The following is a 15,692-nucleotide window of genomic DNA, read 5'->3' on the forward strand; positions in this document are numbered from 1 at the left end:
GGGCGCTGCGCGCAGCGCCCGTGAGAACTCGGCGAAAGAGGTCTGCATGCGTTGCCCGGTGCGGGCCGAGTGCGCCGCGCACGCGCTTCAGGTGCGCGAGCCGTACGGCGTCTGGGGCGGCCTCACCGAGGATGAGCGCGAGGAGCTCATGGGCCGGGCGCGGAACCGGCTGATCTCGGCCTCGGGCATCACAGGACCCGGCCAGGCCTGAGCCTCGCAGCGCCCGAAACTGCGCAGAAACGTTCATGCGGACCTCGGTGCCTCAGTGGACCTCGGTGCCTCAGTGGACCTCAGTGCCTCAGTGGACCTCAGCGGGCGGCGGCCCTGGCAAGTTGGTCGAGCGTCGCCGCCACTGCGGGCACCTGCGCCAGATCGGGCAGGGTGAGCGCCACGATCTCGCGCCGCACCGCGGGCTCGACGGTCACTGTGCGTGCACCTTTGGGGCGTACGGACTCGATCGCGAGCTCCGGCAGGACCGCGACCCCCAGGCCCGCGCCGACCAGTCCGACGACGGCCGGATAGTCGTCGGTGGCGAAGTCGATGCGGGGCTGGAAGCCCGCGCTCTCGCAGACCTCGACCAGCTGCCTGCGGCAGCGCGGGCAGCCCGCGATCCACGGCTCGTCCGCCAGGTCGGAGATGGTGACCGTGCCCGCCTCGGCGAGCCTGTGCCCCTCCGGGACCAGGCCGACCAACCGGTCGGTGAGCAGGGGCCGTACGACCAGGTCGTCCCATTCGGCGGTCGGCGTCCCGTAACGGAAGGCCAGCGCCACGTCGCAGTCGCCCTCGCGGAGCATCTCCACCGAGCGCGGCGGCTCCGCGTCGACCAGGGAGACCCTGGTGCCTGGGTGGGCGGCGCGCAGGGCGGCGAGGGCGGTGGGGACCAGCGTGGAGCTGCCGCTGGGGAACGAGACCAGCCGGACCCGGCCCGCGCGCAGCCCCGCGATCGCGGCGACCTCTTCCTCCGCCGCGGTGAGGCCCGCGAGGATTCCGGCGGCGTGGCGCACCAGGGCCTCGCCGGCCTGGGTGAGGCGCATCTCGCGGCTCGTACGGATGAGCAGGGGCGTGCCCGTGGAGGCTTCGAGTGCCTTCATCTGCTGGCTGACGGCCGGCTGGGTGCAGCCCAGCTCGCGCGCGGCGGCGGAGAAGGAGCCGGTCGCGGCGACGGCGCGCAGGACACGGAGATGACGGGCCTCGATCATGGTTCGAGCATAAGGGGTGCTTGGGTCTGACGCTCAATTTTGCGTGACACCTTTGAGAGGTGGGCGTTTAGCCTGCGTACATGAAGCTTCTGTCTGTGAATGCGGGACGGGCCACGGCCGTCGACTACACCGATGCCGCGGGCGGGAAGAGCGGCGTCGACAAGCGGCCGGTGGAGGGTCCTGTGCGGGTGTTCGCCCCGGGGCCCACGGGTGTGGGTGCGAGCGGGGTCGAGGGCGACGACGTCTGCGATCTGCGGTTCCACGGGGGCGAGGACCGCGCCGCGTACGCCTTCGCGCGCGAGGACCTCGACGGCTGGGAGCGCGAGCTGGGGCGCGCGCTGCCCAACGGTTCCTTCGCCGAGAACCTCACGACGGCGGGCCTGGATGTGAGCGGTGCTCTGATCGGTGAGCGGTGGCGCGTCGGATCCGGCGTGGTGCTGGAGGTGACGGGCGGGCGGATCCCGTGCCGGACGTTCCAGGGGCACCTCGGGGAGAAGGCGTGGGCCCGCAGGTTCACTCAGGAAGGGGCGCCGGGGGCGCTGCTGCGGGTGATCGAGCCGGGTGAGATCAGGGCGGGGGACACGATCGAGGTCGTACGGCGGCCGGACCACGACATCACGGTGTCGCTGCTGTTCCGGGCCGCGACCCTGGAGCGCTCGCTGCTGCCGCGCACGATGGTGGCCGCGGAGTGGATGGAGTCGGGGTATCTGGAGACCGCGCGGGAGTACATCGCCAAGTACGGGTCCTAGCGCGCGGCCAGGGCCACCGGGCGGGGACACCGAGTACGTATGCGGGGCACTAACGTTCCGCGTATGACGACTGCACTGATCACGGGCGCGACCGCGGGCATCGGTGCCGCCTTCGCGCGGCGGCTGGCGAAGGACGGGCACGACCTGGTGCTGGTGGCCCGCGACACCGGGCGGCTGCAGGCCGCGGCCACCGAACTGCACGACCGGCACGGGGTCGAGGTGGAGGTACTGGCCGCCGACCTCTCCGAGGAGGACGGGATCTCCTCCGTCGAGCGGCGGCTGACGGACGGTCGGACCCCGGTCGACCTGCTGGTCAACAATGCCGGGTTCGGCAACAAGGGCCGTTTCCTGGAGGTGTCGATGGCCGATGAGCTGACGATGCTGAAGGTGCACTGCGAGGCGGTGCTCCGGCTCACCTCGGCGGCCGTCGGCGGGATGAAGGAGCGCGGGCGCGGAGGCGTGGTGAATGTGGCGTCCGTCGCCGCGTTCGTTCCGCGCGGCACCTACGGCGCGTCCAAGGCGTGGGTCGTGCAGTTCACCCAGGGCGTGGCCAGGGACCTCACGGGGACCGGCGTACGGCTGATGGCGCTCTGCCCCGGCTTCGTCCGTACGGAATTCCACGAGCGTGCCGGGATGGGAACGGACAACATCCCGGGCTGGATGTGGCTGGACGCCGACAAGCTCGTGACGGCCGCGCTCGCCGATCTCTCGCGCGGCAAGTCGCTGTCGGTCCCGGACCCGCGGTACAAGGTGCTGATGGGCGCGGTGAAGCTGGCGCCTCGCGGCCTGCTCGGAGGGGTCACCTCGCGAACAGGCCGCAAGTACGGGCCGCAGTAGGGGTGCTGGGGCTACTTGATACCGCGGCCCGCATAGGCGCCGATGTCGGGTGCGCCCGGCTTCAGCGGGTGGCCGAAGTAGTCCTTGCCGCCGTTGTTGTCGACGACGGCGCCCGCGGCGAGGGCAGGTGAGCCCGCGCCGAGCCTGAAGTCGCTGCGCAGCAGCGGGTCCGTGGTGATGCCGCCCGGGTTGGGGCGGGTCATCGTGATGCCGTAGAAGGCGTTGTGGTCGAAGGCGAGGCCGGGGGTGGCGTTGGTGAAGCCGTAACCGCCGGTGCCCTCGCTCACGAAGAGGTTGTTGGTGATGTGCTGCTCGTGCACGGTGGTGGCGGGGCTGCTGTTGTCGTCCTGCACCAGGTTCTTGGGGATGTCCTCCTTGTTGTAGAAGGTGTTGTTGTAGACCTGGGTGTTGAGGATGGGACCCCAGCAGTTCTGCAGCAGGCGCTCGCCGTCGTTGCGGCTGACGTTGTAGCGGGCCACCGTGTCGACGGTCTTGGCGCCGCTGTACGGGCAGACCAGCAGGAAGCCGCCCTTGTTGTCGTGGCTGTAGTTGTACTGGAAGACCGTGCGCTGGGACGCGCCGTCGGCGTCGAAGGACATCCCGTCGTGGGTGTTGCCGCCGCCCGAGACCTCGTTGTGCTCGACGGTCGTGTCATCGGTGTTGAAGGTCCAGATGCCCGCGTTGGCGGAGGGCGAGCGCAGCTGGAAGCCGTCCACCCTGTTGTGGTCGACGCGCGCTCCTGCGGTGGTGTCCAGCTTCATGCCGTCGCCGCCGATGGACTTCAGGGTGTTGTACGAGACCCGGACGTGCGTCGAGGGGGTCCAGGCACCGGGGAAGGCGTTGGGGTCCTGCTGGTTGCCGACCAGATCGCGCTTGGAGAACGTCGACTTGAAGTAGATGCCCTCGCGGTCGACGTTCTCGATGAGGTTGTGATGGATGTCCAGGCCGTCGTAACTGCTGGCCGTGGTCTTGCCCTCGACGGCGATGTGGATGGCGCTTGAGCCGGTGAGGGTCTTGTAGTCGCCGCCGCGCACATCGTGGATGTAGAGGTGGTCGAGCTCGAAGCCGTGGGCCGTGCCGTAGTCGGTCAGGCGCAGCCGGATCGCGTTGCGCTCGGTGCCGGGGGCCGCGGAGTCGGTGATCTCCAGGCCGGAGACGCGGTAGTGCTCGGTGTTGGAGAGGAGTACGACGTCGTGGGCGCCGGCGCCGTCCAGTACGGCGCGGGGCGCGCTGCGGCTGCCGTAGTCGCTGATGGTGACCGGGGCGTCGGCGGTGCCCGCGCCCTGCGGGGTGAGCGTGCCCGTACAGGTGGATCCGCGCCGGAAGAGGAGGCGGTCGCCGGGACCGAAGGTGTGGGCGTTGGCGTCCGCGAGGGCGGTCCAGGGGTGCCGGTGGGAGCCGTCGCCCGCGGTGGTGGCCGCGCAGTCGACGTAGAAGGCGGCGCCGGGGCGGTGGGCGGCCTGGGCAGGGGTGGCCAGTGCGGGAGTAGCCAGTGCGGTGGCCGCGAGGGCGGTGAGGGCCGCGGCGGCCAGGGCGGTGTGGTGACGTCTCATGATTCCTCCGGGATGTGGAGCACGGCTGCGGTGCCGTCCTGCCAGGTCACATGGATCGTGTGGGGGTCTTGGACGCGGATGTCCGCGAGGGTGGCGACCGGGGCCGGGGCCTCTTCCTCGGTGAGCGATGCGAGGGCCACGAAGAGGGATGCGGGTCCTGAGGTGGTGCCTTCGACGGCGAGGATCTCGGAGCTGTCGCCGAAGAGGGTGGAGCCGCCGGGGAGTTGGTGGACCGTGGCGTCGTAGCCGTGCACGGGGTGGAGCTGGGTGGAGCCCTCCGGGGCGTGCCGGGCCCAGCCTGTCTGGCGTACGAGCGTGGCCTCGGGAGCTCCGACGACCAGGTGCGCACGGACCTCGGCGCGGCCGTGGACGAGCGTGGCGGAGACGACGCGGACGCCGGGGCACGGGGTGTGCGCGGAGGCGGCCCGGTCGGGGCCCGAGCCCAGGGGGTCGGCGGTGAGGCGCTGGGTGGGGACGCCGTCGAGGATCAGCGCGAAGTGGTTGTCGCGCTCGGACTTCCCGCTGGTGGGTCCTGTGCGGGTGGAGTACGCGAAGCGGGCGTAGCCCGGGTCCTCGTCCTCGCCGACATGGTTGGAGCCGTGGTTGTGGAGCCGTACGAGACCGTCGGCGGCGGTGGACTGGAGCAGCATGCCGGTCGGGCCGAGGAGGGTGACGGCGTCCCGGGTCTCGGCGGGGAGCGGTCCCTCGGGGGCGGTCCAGACCGGGTGGTCCGGTGGCATCAGCAGACCGAGGAAGCCCTTCGACGCCCAGTACGGGGAGGCCGGGCCCGAGTACGACTGGATGATCGGGTCGTACGGGCCGTGCCAGCCCAGCGTGAGGAGGCCTTCCTCGTCGGTGGCGTCGTGGTCGAGGAAGTAGTGGAGGGTTCCCGAGGCGAGGCGGCGGGTCGCGCCCGGGGTGAGCGGGGTGTGGCCGGTCATCGCGCCGAGCCAGGGGGCGGCCGCGGCGGCGAAGCGGTAGGTGAGGGAGCGGCCGTACGGCATGGGGGCGCCGTCCGCGCCGAACATGCGGGTGCAGCCGTCGAGTTGCTCGTGCAGGCGTGGGCCGTAGGTGGCCAGGAGGTCCTGGTCGCCCGCGAGATGGGCGTGCAGAACGGGATAGAAGTGCATCGCCCAGGCGTTGTAGTGGTCGAAGGAGCGGTTCGGGCCGTCGCTGTACCAGCCCTCGCCCAGGTACCAGTGCTCGATGCGTTCCAGCGCGCGGTCGATCGTCTGCTGTGCGCGGTCGGTCTCGATGCCCGCGTCCTGCAGGAAGCCCGCGACGGTGAGTCCGAAGAGCCACCAGTTGTTGTCCACCGGGGACGGGTCGAGTGCGGGCAGCAGCCACTCGGCGGCGCGCTGCTTCACCGTGTCGTCGAGGGTGTCCCAGAGCCAGGGGCGGGTCAGCCGGAGGCCGAGCGCGACGGAGGCGGATTCGACGACGGCCTGGCGGGTGTCGGCCATCCGCGGCCAGGCGTCGGGGCCTTCGGCCGCTCCCGACGTACCGGCGGCAAGTCCTTCGGCGTACCGCCCGAGGAATCCGTGCGGGTCGTCGCCGCCCGCGCCCGCGGTGCGCAGGGCGGCGAGCAGCCAGGTGCGGGCATAGCCTTCGAGGCCGTCGGAGCGCGGGCCCGACCAGCTGGGCCGGCTGCCGGGGAGGTCGATCCGGCCGTGCCGGGGCGAGGCGTATGGACGCACCGCGAGCAGCAGGTGATCGGCCGCCTTCTCCCAATGGGCACGGGTCAGTCCCGTGTACGTGCTCGGCGTGGGCATGATGCTCCCCTGGAGGCGGACTTCGGCGTCGCCCGGAATCTTGAACCGCGGATTGATCGAACGTCAATGGGGAAGTAACGAATGATCGAAACTTCCGTCAATCGATCAAACTGCATTAGGGTCTGGCCAGCCGAGCCACCACATCGCGATTTGCAAGGGGACCGCCGCCGTGCGCGAGAGTGCTGCTGAACGTCACGACCGACTTCTGGCCCTGGTACGGGAGCGCGGCTCGGCCCGCGTCTCGGATCTCGCCGACCGGCTCGGGGTCTCCCCCGTCACCGTGCGCCGCGATGTCGAGACGCTGGCCGAGCGCGGTCTGCTCGACCGGGTCCACGGGTCGGTCTCCTGGCCGGAGAACGGTCCGGCCGCCACCGCGTCCGCCAGTGGCGGTGGCAGCGGCGGCCCGGTCATCGGGCTGATCGCCCCCTCGGCGACGTACTACTTCGCCGAGGTCATCCGCGGTGCGCACGAGGCCGCCGCACGCGCCGGGGCCCGCCTCGTCCTGCGGATCTCCGACTACCGCCCCGAGGAGGACAAGGCCCGCGCCGAGGGCCTGCTGGCCGCCGGGGCCGACGGCCTGCTGATCGCGCCGGCCTGGCGGGGCGCCGAGGACCAGGCGGCGTACGGGGACTGGATGGCCCAGCTGCCCGTGCCCGCCGTGCTGCTCGAACGCACGCCTTCGGCCGGCTCGCCCCTCGACGACCTGGACCGGGTCTGCTCGGACCACCGGCACGGGGTGCTGCTCGCCGTACGCCACCTGGTCGGCCTGGGGCACGGGACGCCGCTGCTCGTCGCCCGCTCCGACAGCCCGACCGCGCTCGCCGTGCGCTCGGGTTACGACGAGGCGCTGGCGACGCTGGGGCTGCACGGGGCGCCGCCGATGATCGGGACGTCCGGCGCCGAGCACGACCCGGTCCGCTTCGAGGAGGCGATGCGCGAGGTGCACACGGCGGTGGTCTCCGGCGGGGTCACGGCCGCCCTGGTGCACAACGACGTGGACGCGATCCACCTGGTCCAGCGCCTGGCCGAACTGGGCGTCAAGGTCCCCGAGGACCTGGCGCTGATCGCGTACGACGACGAGGTGGCCGCCCTGGGCGACATCCCGCTCACCGCGGTCGCGCCGCCCAAGCGCCAAATCGGCCGTTACGCAACGGAGTTGCTGGTCAGCAGGCTCTCCTCAGGGCAGGACGACGACGATCCCGGCCAGCATCTGGCGCTGCTGCCGAGGCTGCATGTACGGGCATCGACCACTCGATAACGTTCTGATCTTTTTTCGATCAATCAATCTTTCGCTCTTGACTTCGGACATGGCTGGGCCAAGGATCACGGCCAACGTCAATGTCGCCGCTAGTTCAGGAGCCACGCTGTGAACCGCAGTTGGAGCAGAACAACTCTTTCCATAGCCGGTGCCGCCACCGCCCTCGCCGTCCTCACGGCGTGCGGCGGCAGCGGCGACGACTCGTCCTCCGACGCCGGTGGCGGCAAGGGAACCGCCGCCAAGCCCGTGAACATCACCTTCTGGGGATGGGCCAAGGGCACCAAGGAGGTCGTGGACGCGTACAACGCCTCGCAGAAGAACATCCACGTCACCTTCGAGGAGACCCCGTCCGGCAACGCCGGCGGTTACGCCAAGATCTCCAACGCGATCAAGGCGAACAACGCCCCCGACCTGGTCTCCGTCGAGTACCCGCAGCTCCCCGAGTACGTGAGCCAGGGCGGGTTCCAGGACATCAGCAAGTACGTGACCTCGGACGTCAAGGCGAAGTTCCTGCCGCAGGCGATCGAGCAGACGACGCTCGGCGGGAAGAACTGGGCCATCCCCTTCGACGCCGCACCGCAGGCCTTCTTCTACCGCAAGGACCTGTTCACCAAGTACGGCGTCGAGGTCCCCAAGACCTGGGACGAGTTCAAGACGGCCGCCGCGAAGGTCAAGAAGGCCGACTCCAAGGCCCGCATCGGCACCTTCTTCCCCGACGACCCGACCACCTTCCAGGCCATGGTCTGGCAGGCCGGCGCCCAGTGGTTCAAGGCCGAGGGCACCACCTGGAAGATCAACACCACTGACGCCACCACCACCAAGGTCGCCGACTACTGGCAGGGCCTGGTCAAGGACGGCCTGGTCCGCTCGGACGCCTCCTTCTCCCCCGCCTGGACCAACTCCCTGAAGACCGGCGCCACCATCGGCTACCTCGGCGCCTCCTGGGGCGGCGGCGTCATGAAGTCGACGCTGCCCGAGCAGAGCGGCAAGTGGGCCGTCGCCCCGATCCCGACGTGGGACGGCAAGCCGGCCAGCGGAATGCTCGGCGGCACCACCTTCGCCGTACCGAAGAACAGCAAGAAGGCCGAGGCGGCCACCGAGTTCGCCAAGTGGATGACCACCACCGAGGACGGCATCAAGGCCCGTATCTCCTCGGGCACTTCGAGCGCCTTCCCGGCGGCACTCGCGCTGCGACCGGCGGCGAAGAAGGCCTTCGACGCCTCCTTCTACGGCGGCCAGGACATCTACCAGGTCTTCGAGGCCGGCGGCTCCTCCATCAAGCAGGGCTGGACGTGGGGCCCCGCGACCGGCACCACCAACACCACGCTCAAGGACCAGTTCGGCAAGGTCGCGGGCGGCGGTGCCACCATCCCCGGCGCGATCAAGGCCGCCCATGACGCCACCGTCGCGGAGCTGACCAAGCGCGGCCTGAAGGTCGAGGGCTAGGAAAGATGAAAGCCCGCACCCGCGCCGCCGCGACCCTGCTGACCCCGTTCTTCGTCCTGTTCACCGCGGTGATGCTGATCCCGATCGGATACGCGGTCTGGCTCAGCCTCTTCACCGAACAGCAGTCCGGGCTGGGCTTCGGCGGATCCGAGACCGTCTTCACCGGCCTCGGCAACTACACGGCGGCGCTGGGTGACCGGGTCTTCCGCGACGGCTTCCTCGTCCTCCTCGGCTACTGCGTCTTCTACATCCCGCTGATGGTCGGCGGAGCCCTCGCGCTCGCCCTGCTGCTCGACTCGGCGCTCGCCCGCGCCAAGCGCTTCTTCCAGCTCGCGCTCTTCCTGCCGCACGCCGTGCCGGGCATCATCGCCGCGATGATCTGGCTGTACCTCTACACGCCAGGTCTGAGCCCCGTCGTCTCCGCGATGCACTCCGGCGGCATCGGCTTCGACTTCTTCTCGCCCAGCGGCGCGCTGCCCTCCATCGTGAACATCGCGCTCTGGGAGTGGCTCGGCTACAACATGGTGATCTTCTACGCCGCGCTGCAGGCCATCGACCGCTCCGTACTGGAGGCGGCCACGGTGGACGGCGCGGGCGGCTGGCGCACCGCGTTCAGCATCAAACTCCCCCTGATCCGCGCCTCGGTCCTGATGGTCGTGCTGTTCACCATCATCGGATCGCTGCAGCTGTTCACCGAGCCGCTGATCCTCAACACCGGCTCGGGGTCCGCCGTCTCCTCCTCCTGGACACCGAACATGTACGCCTACACCGCGGCCTTCTCCCGCAACGACTTCGGGCTCGCGGCCGCGGCGTCCGTGCTCCTCGCGCTCACCGCCGCCCTGCTGTCCTTCGTCGTCACCCGCCTCACCGGCCGGAAGGGCAAGAACGCATGAGCCACCCCGCGTCCCGGAAGAGCCCCTGGCTGTCGAAGGCGGCAGTCAACGGAGCCCTGCTCCTCGCCGTCCTCTACATGCTCTTCCCCCTCGTCTGGCTGGTCACCGCGGCCACCAAGGACACCGGCTCGCTGCTCGGCGGCGACACCTTCTCCTTCAAGGGCTTCGACCTCGGGAAGAACCTCTCCGACATCGCCTCCTACGGGGACGGCGTCTACTTCCGGTGGTACGGCAACAGCCTGCTGTACGCGGGGGTCGGAGCCGTCGTCTGCTCCCTCATCTGCGTCGCCGCCGGATACGCCTTCGACAAGTACGAGTTCCGGGGCAAGGAGAAGCTCTTCGGTCTCGTCCTGCTCGGGGTGCTGGTCCCCACCACGGCACTGGCGCTCCCCATGTACCTCCTGGCCAGCAAGATCGGCATCGTCAACACCTACTGGTCGGTGCTGATCCCGGTCCTGGTCAACCCCTTCGGCGTCTACCTCTCCCGGGTCTTCGCCTCCGGCTACATCCCGAACGAGGCCCTCGAAGCCGCCCGTATCGACGGAGCGGGCGAGCTGCGCACCTTCTTCTCCATCGGTCTGCCCATGATGATGCCGGGCTTCGTGACCGTCTTCCTCTTCCAGTTCACCGCGATCTGGAACAACTTCTTCCTCCCCCTGGTGATGCTCTCGGACCGCAAGCTCTTCCCGCTGAGCCTGGGTCTCTACTCCTGGAACACCAACACCCACAGCGAGCCCAGCTTCTACCCGCTCGTGGTCACCGGATCCCTCCTCGCCGTCATCCCCCTGATCGTCGCTTTCGTCTCCCTGCAGCGGCACTGGAAGGCCGGACTGACCGCCGGCAGTGTCAAGTAGTCACGTAGCCACGAGGGAGCCACCACCCACCATGCACCCCACCACTGACAACCGGCCTTCGCTCCTGATCGCGATGGGCCCGGGCATAGCCGAGCGGCTGCTCGAACCGCGCCACCGCACCCGGCTCGCGGCTCTCGCCCGTACGGACCCCGCGCTCGTCGCCCACGACCTGGCGGACCCCGCCCCGCGGGTCGCGGCGGCCCTCGCCGAGGCCGAAGTCCTCTTCACCTGCTGGGGCGCGACACCGCTCACCCCCGAAATCCTCGCCGCCGCACCGCGGTTGAAGGCGGTCGTGCACGCGGCGGGCTCGGTCAAGCACCACATCACCGACGCGTGCTGGGAACGCGGCCTGAGCGTCTCGTCGGCAGCGGCGGCCAACGCCCTGCCCGTCGCCGAGTACACGCTCGCCACGATCCTCCTCGCCAACAAGCGCGTCCTGCAGTCCGCGCACCGCTACCGCTCCGTGCGCGGCGACCACGACTGGCGCGACGAACTGGACGGCGCGGGCAATTATCTCCGTACGGTCGGCATCGTCGGCGCCTCCCGCATCGGCCGCCGCGTCATCGAGCTGCTCCGCCCCTTCGACCTGCGGATCGTGCTGTACGACCCGTACGTGACCGCCGCCGAAGCAGCGCGGCTCGGCGTCGAGGCGGCCTCCCTGGACGAGCTCTGCGCCCGCAGCGACATCGTCTCGGTGCACGCCCCCCAACTGCCCGCGACCCACCACATGATCGGTGCACGCCAGCTGGCGCTGATGCGGTCGGGCGCGACCCTGATCAACACGGCCCGCGGCTCCCTGATCGACGAGTCGGCGCTCCTGCCCGAGCTGGTCTCGGGCCGGCTGCACGCCGTACTCGATGTGACGGATCCCGAACTGCCGCCCGCCGACTCCCCGTTGTACCGGCTCCCGAACGTCCTGCTCACCCCGCATGTGGCGGGCTCGCTCGGAAACGAACTGCACCGCATGACGGACCAGGCGCTGGACGAGCTGGAGAGGTACGCGTCGGGGCAGCCCTTCGCGGACCCGGTGCATCCGTCGGCCCTGAGCCACTCCGCGTAGGAGACGGCAGAAAACAGCGAGGCCCGGCACCCCCGAAGGGGCGCCGGGCCTCAGCCGTGTACGCGTACTACTGGCGTCAGTGCGAGTGGCCGTGGCCGCCGTGGCCGGCGTCGCCCTCTTCCTCGGCCGGCTTCTCGACGACCAGGGTCTCGGTCGTGAGCAGCAGGGAGGCGATCGAGGCGGCGTTCTCCAGCGCGGAGCGCGTGACCTTGACCGGGTCGATGACGCCGGCCTTCACCAGGTCGCCGTACTCGCCGGTGGCGGCGTTGAAGCCCTGACCCGCCTCGAGCTCGGCAACCTTCGCGGTGATGACGTAGCCCTCGAGACCGGCGTTCTCGGCGATCCAGCGCAGCGGCTCGACAGCGGCGCGGCGGACGACCGCGACACCCGTGGCCTCGTCGCCGGTCTTGCCGAGGTTGCCCTCAAGGACCTTGACGGCGTGGACGAGCGCGGAGCCACCACCGGAGACGATGCCTTCCTCGACCGCGGCGCGGGTCGCGGAGATGGCGTCCTCCAGACGGTGCTTCTTCTCCTTGAGCTCGACCTCGGTCGCGGCGCCGACCTTGATCACGCAGACACCGCCGGCGAGCTTCGCCAGGCGCTCCTGCAGCTTCTCGCGGTCCCAGTCCGAGTCCGTGGACTCGATCTCGGCCTTGATCTGGTTGACGCGGCCGACGACCTCGTCGTGCTTGCCGCCACCGTCGACGATGATCGTGTCGTCCTTGGTGATCGTCACGCGGCGGGCGGTGCCCAGCACGTCCAGACCGGCCTGGTCGAGCTTGAGGCCGACCTCCTCGGCGATGACCGTGGCACCGGTGAGGGTGGCCATGTCGCCGAGCATCGCCTTGCGGCGGTCGCCGAAGCCGGGGGCCTTGACGGCCACGGCGTTGAACGTGCCGCGGATCTTGTTGACGACGAGGGTGGAGAGCGCCTCGCCCTCGATGTCCTCGGCGATGATCAGCAGGGGCTTGGAGCCGCCGGCCGCGATGACCTTCTCCAGGAGCGGGAGCATGTCCTGGATGGAGGAGATCTTGCCCTGGTTGATCAGGATGTACGGGTCCTCGAGGACGGCCTCCATACGCTCCTGGTCGGTGACCATGTACGGGGAGAGGTAGCCCTTGTCGAAGGCCATGCCCTCGGTGAAGTCGAGCTCCAGGCCGAAGGTGTTGGACTCCTCGACGGTGATGACACCGTCCTTGCCGACCTTGTCCATCGCCTCGGCGATGAGCTCGCCGACCTGCTTGTCCTGCGCGGAGAGCGCGGCGACAGCGGCGATGTCCGACTTGTCCTCGATCGGACGGGCGGTCGCGAGGAGCTCCTCGGACACGGCCTTGACCGCGGCGTCGATGCCCTTCTTCAGGGAGGCCGGGGAGGCGCCCGCGGCAACGTTGCGCAGACCCTCGCGGACCAGCGCCTGGGCCAGCACGGTGGCGGTGGTCGTACCGTCACCCGCGATGTCGTTGGTCTTGGTCGCCACCTCCTTCACCAGCTGGGCGCCGAGGTTCTCGAACGGGTCGTCGAGCTCGACCTCGCGCGCGATGGTGACGCCGTCGTTGGTGATCGTCGGGGCGCCGAACTTCTTGTCGATGACGACGTTGCGGCCCTTGGGGCCGATCGTCACCTTGACCGTGTCGGCAAGCTTGTTGACGCCGCGCTCGAGGGCGCGACGGGCGTCCTCGTCGAACTTCAGGATCTTCGCCATGGAGCTGAGTCAGTCCTCTCGGAAAAAACGAACTGCGCCCCTGCCACCCGGCACGCAGTGCTGGGGCCAGGGGCGCAGTTCAAAGCAATCTGGAGTGAGGTGTTTTCTGGGGGAAACCCCCAGACCCCCCTACTTCTCGATGATCGCGAGTACGTCGCGAGCCGAGAGGACGAGGTACTCCTCGCCGTTGTACTTCACCTCGGTGCCGCCGTACTTGCTGTACAGCACGACATCGCCGGTCTTGACGTCGAGCGGAAGACGCTCGCCGTTCTCGAAGCGGCCCGGGCCCACGGCCAGGACGACGCCCTCCTGGGGCTTCTCCTTGGCGGTGTCCGGAATGACCAGGCCAGAGGCCGTGGTCTGCTCAGCATCGAGCGGCTGGACCACAATGCGGTCCTCGAGCGGCTTGATGGCAACCTTGGAGCTTGCGGTCGACACGATCCGGTCTCCCCCTTCGGAGATCTACGGGGTGAACAGTCTGGGGTGGCGACCAGGTGGATCCGTCGTCGCGGGTGCCGGACCTGCCAGTCGCACTGTTTGGCACTCTCCAGTGGGGAGTGCCAGGTCTGAGATTAGGACGACGATTAGCACTCGGTCAAGCGGAGTGCCAATTCGTGCCGGGGGCGGGCTCCTGTACGCGACCTTCGGCCGCGTGTCCTCAATCGCCGGACGGGCTTGTTTTTGGGGCGGAGCCCCGGGGCGGGGGCTCCGCCGGATGGTGGCCGACAATGGGGGCGTGACCGATCCCGATATCTTTTCCGCGCTGCTCGGCGCCGAGGGGCGCGACCTCCTCGACGGGCTCAAGGCGTACGACCCCGCGCAGGAGCTCTCCGTCGCCACCCGCCTGCGCCGCACCCACGCCCCCGACCTCGTCTCCGCCGCCCTCGCCCAGGCCCGCCTGCGCCAGCGTGCGGTCCCGAAGTTCGGCGAGGCGGACGCGTACCGGATGTTCTTCACGCCCAACGGGGTCGAGCAGGCCACCCGCACCACCGTCGCCGAGTACCGGGCCCGCCGTCTCGCGGACCAGGGCGTACGCAGCCTCGCCGACCTCTGCTGCGGCATCGGCGGCGACGCCATCGCGCTCGCCCGGGCCGGGATCAAGGTCCTCGCGGTCGACCGCGACCCGCTGACCGCCGAGGTCGTACGGGCCAACGCCGACGCCCTCGGCCTCGCGGACCTCATCGAGGTCCGGTGCGAGGACGTCACCGCCATCGACACCGCTCCGTACGACGCCGTCTTCGTCGACCCCGCCCGCCGCGGCGGCCGCGGCCGGATCTTCGACCCGGAGGCCTGCTCCCCGCCGCTCTCCTGGGCCACCGAAGCCGCCCGCCGCGCCCCGAAGGCCGCCCTCAAGATCGCCCCCGGCATCCCGCACGAGCTGATCCCGCACGACGCCGAGGCCGAGTGGATCTCCGACGGCGGCGATGTGAAGGAGGCCGTGCTCTGGTTCGCCACGGAGCCCGGCGTCCGCCGCGCCACCCTCCTGCCGTCCGGCGCCACCCTCACCGGACGCGGGCTGCCGAATCCCCCCGTACGCAAACTCGGCCGCTACCTCTACGAACCGGACGGCGCCGTCATCCGCGCGCACCTCGTCGCCGAGGCGGCCGAGGAGCTCGACGGCGGGCTCATCGACGAGACCATCGCCTACATCACCGCCGACGAACTGCGCCCCACCCCCTACGCGACCGCGTACGAGATCACCGACGAACTCCCCTTCGGCATGAAGAAGTTGAAGGCGATCCTCCGCGAGCGCGAGGTCGGCAACCTCACCGTCAAGAAGCGCGGCTCGGCGGTCGAACCCGAGGAGGTACGGCGCCAGGTCAAACCCCGGGGCAGGAACGCGGCCACGGTCATCCTGACCCGCGTCGCGGGCGCGCCCACCATGCTCATCGGGAAGCCCGCGGCTACGCCAGGTCCGTAAGGTCCTCCGCGTAGATCTGCGACAGCGGCTGCGGCCCCACGTACTGCTGGCAGTTGCAGGTCCCGCGCTCGTAGCTCACGGGCTTCTTGTCCGCGTCCCAGGCCGTCGGCACCTCGACCGACTCATGGCACTTGCCCTGCCGGTCGTGCTTGGCGAGATGGTGCGTGCATCCGCAGATCGGCTCGGGCTGTTTGTGCGACGCCTCGATCTCCCTGCGCTCCCGCTCGGCCGCCTCCACGCGCTCCATCCTGCGCTCGTGGCGCGTCCGCAGGGCGGTACGGCCGGTGTCGGCGACCCAGCCGAATCCGCCCACCATGAAGAAGATGAACACCCACCAGAACCACTGCATTTGACGCCCCTTCCCCCCGCCCGGCGCGAGCGTTCCCCCATTCAGGTTACGCCGCCCGCCGCCACCCGTACGGACCTTGCGCCGGGCGGGGGGAAGGGG

The 15,692-nt window shown here is 70.0% G+C and carries 15 protein-coding genes; 9 read left to right on the plus strand and 6 right to left on the minus strand.

Annotated elements, in window-relative coordinates:
* Positions 1-211, plus strand: a 211-nt coding sequence (locus J0695_RS30560) for a WhiB family transcriptional regulator (protein WP_206967501.1), incomplete at its 5' end; no start/stop codon positions are given.
* Positions 212-308: 97 nt separating this feature from the next.
* Here the strand turns inward: J0695_RS30560 and J0695_RS30565 are convergent.
* Positions 309-1,199 carry a LysR family transcriptional regulator gene (locus J0695_RS30565; RefSeq protein ID WP_206967503.1) on the minus strand — a complete coding sequence of 297 codons (891 nt, stop codon included), beginning with the start codon at positions 1,197-1,199 and terminating at the stop codon, positions 309-311.
* A gap of 80 nt (positions 1,200-1,279) precedes the next feature.
* On the opposite strand from J0695_RS30565, the gene J0695_RS30570 reads away from it, so the two are divergent.
* Both J0695_RS30570 and J0695_RS30575 read left to right on the plus strand, forming a co-directional pair.
* Positions 1,280-1,948, plus strand: coding sequence for an MOSC domain-containing protein (locus J0695_RS30570; protein ID WP_206967505.1), 669 nt, complete (start codon positions 1,280-1,282; stop codon positions 1,946-1,948).
* A 63-nt stretch (positions 1,949-2,011) separates the two neighbouring features.
* Complete coding sequence (locus J0695_RS30575) at positions 2,012-2,785, plus strand: SDR family NAD(P)-dependent oxidoreductase (protein WP_206967507.1); 774 nt, start codon at positions 2,012-2,014, stop codon at positions 2,783-2,785.
* 11 nt (positions 2,786-2,796) lie between these two features.
* Here J0695_RS30575 and J0695_RS30580 read toward each other — a convergent pair whose 3' ends face one another.
* On the minus strand, positions 2,797-4,338 hold the full coding sequence (locus J0695_RS30580) for a right-handed parallel beta-helix repeat-containing protein (RefSeq protein ID WP_206967509.1): 1,542 nt from the start codon (positions 4,336-4,338) through the stop codon (positions 2,797-2,799).
* Positions 4,335-6,110 carry a DUF2264 domain-containing protein gene (locus tag J0695_RS30585; RefSeq protein WP_206967511.1) on the minus strand — a complete coding sequence of 592 codons (1,776 nt, stop codon included), beginning with the start codon at positions 6,108-6,110 and terminating at the stop codon, positions 4,335-4,337. The genes J0695_RS30580 and J0695_RS30585 overlap by 4 nt, the downstream gene beginning before the upstream one ends.
* A gap of 169 nt (positions 6,111-6,279) precedes the next feature.
* On the opposite strand from J0695_RS30585, the gene J0695_RS30590 reads away from it, so the two are divergent.
* From J0695_RS30590 to J0695_RS30610, 5 genes are all read left to right on the plus strand, one after another.
* A complete protein-coding gene (locus J0695_RS30590; protein WP_206967513.1) occupies positions 6,280-7,368 on the plus strand; it encodes a substrate-binding domain-containing protein in 1,089 nt (362 codons plus the stop codon).
* 108 nt (positions 7,369-7,476) lie between these two features.
* Positions 7,477-8,814, plus strand: a complete 1,338-nt coding sequence (locus J0695_RS30595; protein WP_206967515.1) for an ABC transporter substrate-binding protein — start codon at positions 7,477-7,479, stop codon at positions 8,812-8,814.
* A 5-nt stretch (positions 8,815-8,819) separates the two neighbouring features.
* A complete protein-coding gene (locus J0695_RS30600) occupies positions 8,820-9,707 on the plus strand; it encodes a carbohydrate ABC transporter permease (protein WP_206967517.1) in 888 nt (295 codons plus the stop codon).
* Complete coding sequence (locus J0695_RS30605) at positions 9,704-10,561, plus strand: carbohydrate ABC transporter permease (protein WP_206967518.1); 858 nt, start codon at positions 9,704-9,706, stop codon at positions 10,559-10,561. The genes J0695_RS30600 and J0695_RS30605 overlap by 4 nt, the downstream gene beginning before the upstream one ends.
* A 31-nt stretch (positions 10,562-10,592) precedes the next feature.
* Positions 10,593-11,621, plus strand: coding sequence for a hydroxyacid dehydrogenase (locus J0695_RS30610; protein ID WP_206967521.1), 1,029 nt, complete (start codon positions 10,593-10,595; stop codon positions 11,619-11,621).
* A gap of 76 nt (positions 11,622-11,697) precedes the next feature.
* Here J0695_RS30610 and groL read toward each other — a convergent pair whose 3' ends face one another.
* Both groL and groES read right to left on the minus strand, forming a co-directional pair.
* On the minus strand, positions 11,698-13,323 hold the full coding sequence (gene groL / locus J0695_RS30615) for a chaperonin GroEL (protein WP_206967523.1): 1,626 nt from the start codon (positions 13,321-13,323) through the stop codon (positions 11,698-11,700).
* A gap of 129 nt (positions 13,324-13,452) precedes the next feature.
* Complete coding sequence (gene groES / locus J0695_RS30620; RefSeq protein ID WP_018101172.1) at positions 13,453-13,761, minus strand: co-chaperone GroES; 309 nt, start codon at positions 13,759-13,761, stop codon at positions 13,453-13,455.
* Between the two features lie 277 nt (positions 13,762-14,038).
* Between groES and J0695_RS30625 the strand changes: the two genes are divergently transcribed.
* On the plus strand, positions 14,039-15,244 hold the full coding sequence (locus J0695_RS30625; RefSeq protein WP_206967525.1) for a class I SAM-dependent methyltransferase: 1,206 nt from the start codon (positions 14,039-14,041) through the stop codon (positions 15,242-15,244).
* Here J0695_RS30625 and J0695_RS30630 read toward each other — a convergent pair.
* The gene (locus J0695_RS30630; protein ID WP_206967527.1) at positions 15,228-15,593 is read right to left on the minus strand and encodes a hypothetical protein; all 366 of its coding nucleotides are present in this window, start codon (positions 15,591-15,593) and stop codon (positions 15,228-15,230) included. The two genes, J0695_RS30625 and J0695_RS30630, sit on opposite strands and share 17 nt — an antisense overlap.
* Between the last annotated feature and the right edge of the window lie 99 nt (positions 15,594-15,692).

This window comes from Streptomyces beijiangensis, from assembly GCF_017315755.1.
Lineage (GTDB): Bacteria > Actinomycetota > Actinomycetes > Streptomycetales > Streptomycetaceae > Streptomyces > Streptomyces beijiangensis.

Coding starts and splice junctions, on each gene's coding strand:
- J0695_RS30565 (WP_206967503.1), bottom strand. CDS start 1,199: ATGATCGAGGCCCGTCATCTCCGTGTCCTGCGCGCCGTCGCCGCGACC.
- J0695_RS30570 (WP_206967505.1), top strand. CDS start 1,280: ATGAAGCTTCTGTCTGTGAATGCGGGACGGGCCACGGCCGTCGACTAC.
- J0695_RS30575 (WP_206967507.1), top strand. CDS start 2,012: ATGACGACTGCACTGATCACGGGCGCGACCGCGGGCATCGGTGCCGCC.
- J0695_RS30580 (WP_206967509.1), bottom strand. CDS start 4,338: ATGAGACGTCACCACACCGCCCTGGCCGCCGCGGCCCTCACCGCCCTC.
- J0695_RS30585 (WP_206967511.1), bottom strand. CDS start 6,110: ATGCCCACGCCGAGCACGTACACGGGACTGACCCGTGCCCATTGGGAG.
- J0695_RS30600 (WP_206967517.1), top strand. CDS start 8,820: ATGAAAGCCCGCACCCGCGCCGCCGCGACCCTGCTGACCCCGTTCTTC.
- J0695_RS30605 (WP_206967518.1), top strand. CDS start 9,704: ATGAGCCACCCCGCGTCCCGGAAGAGCCCCTGGCTGTCGAAGGCGGCA.
- J0695_RS30610 (WP_206967521.1), top strand. CDS start 10,593: ATGCACCCCACCACTGACAACCGGCCTTCGCTCCTGATCGCGATGGGC.
- groL (WP_206967523.1), bottom strand. CDS start 13,323: ATGGCGAAGATCCTGAAGTTCGACGAGGACGCCCGTCGCGCCCTCGAG.
- J0695_RS30625 (WP_206967525.1), top strand. CDS start 14,039: ATGGTGGCCGACAATGGGGGCGTGACCGATCCCGATATCTTTTCCGCG.
- J0695_RS30630 (WP_206967527.1), bottom strand. CDS start 15,593: ATGCAGTGGTTCTGGTGGGTGTTCATCTTCTTCATGGTGGGCGGATTC.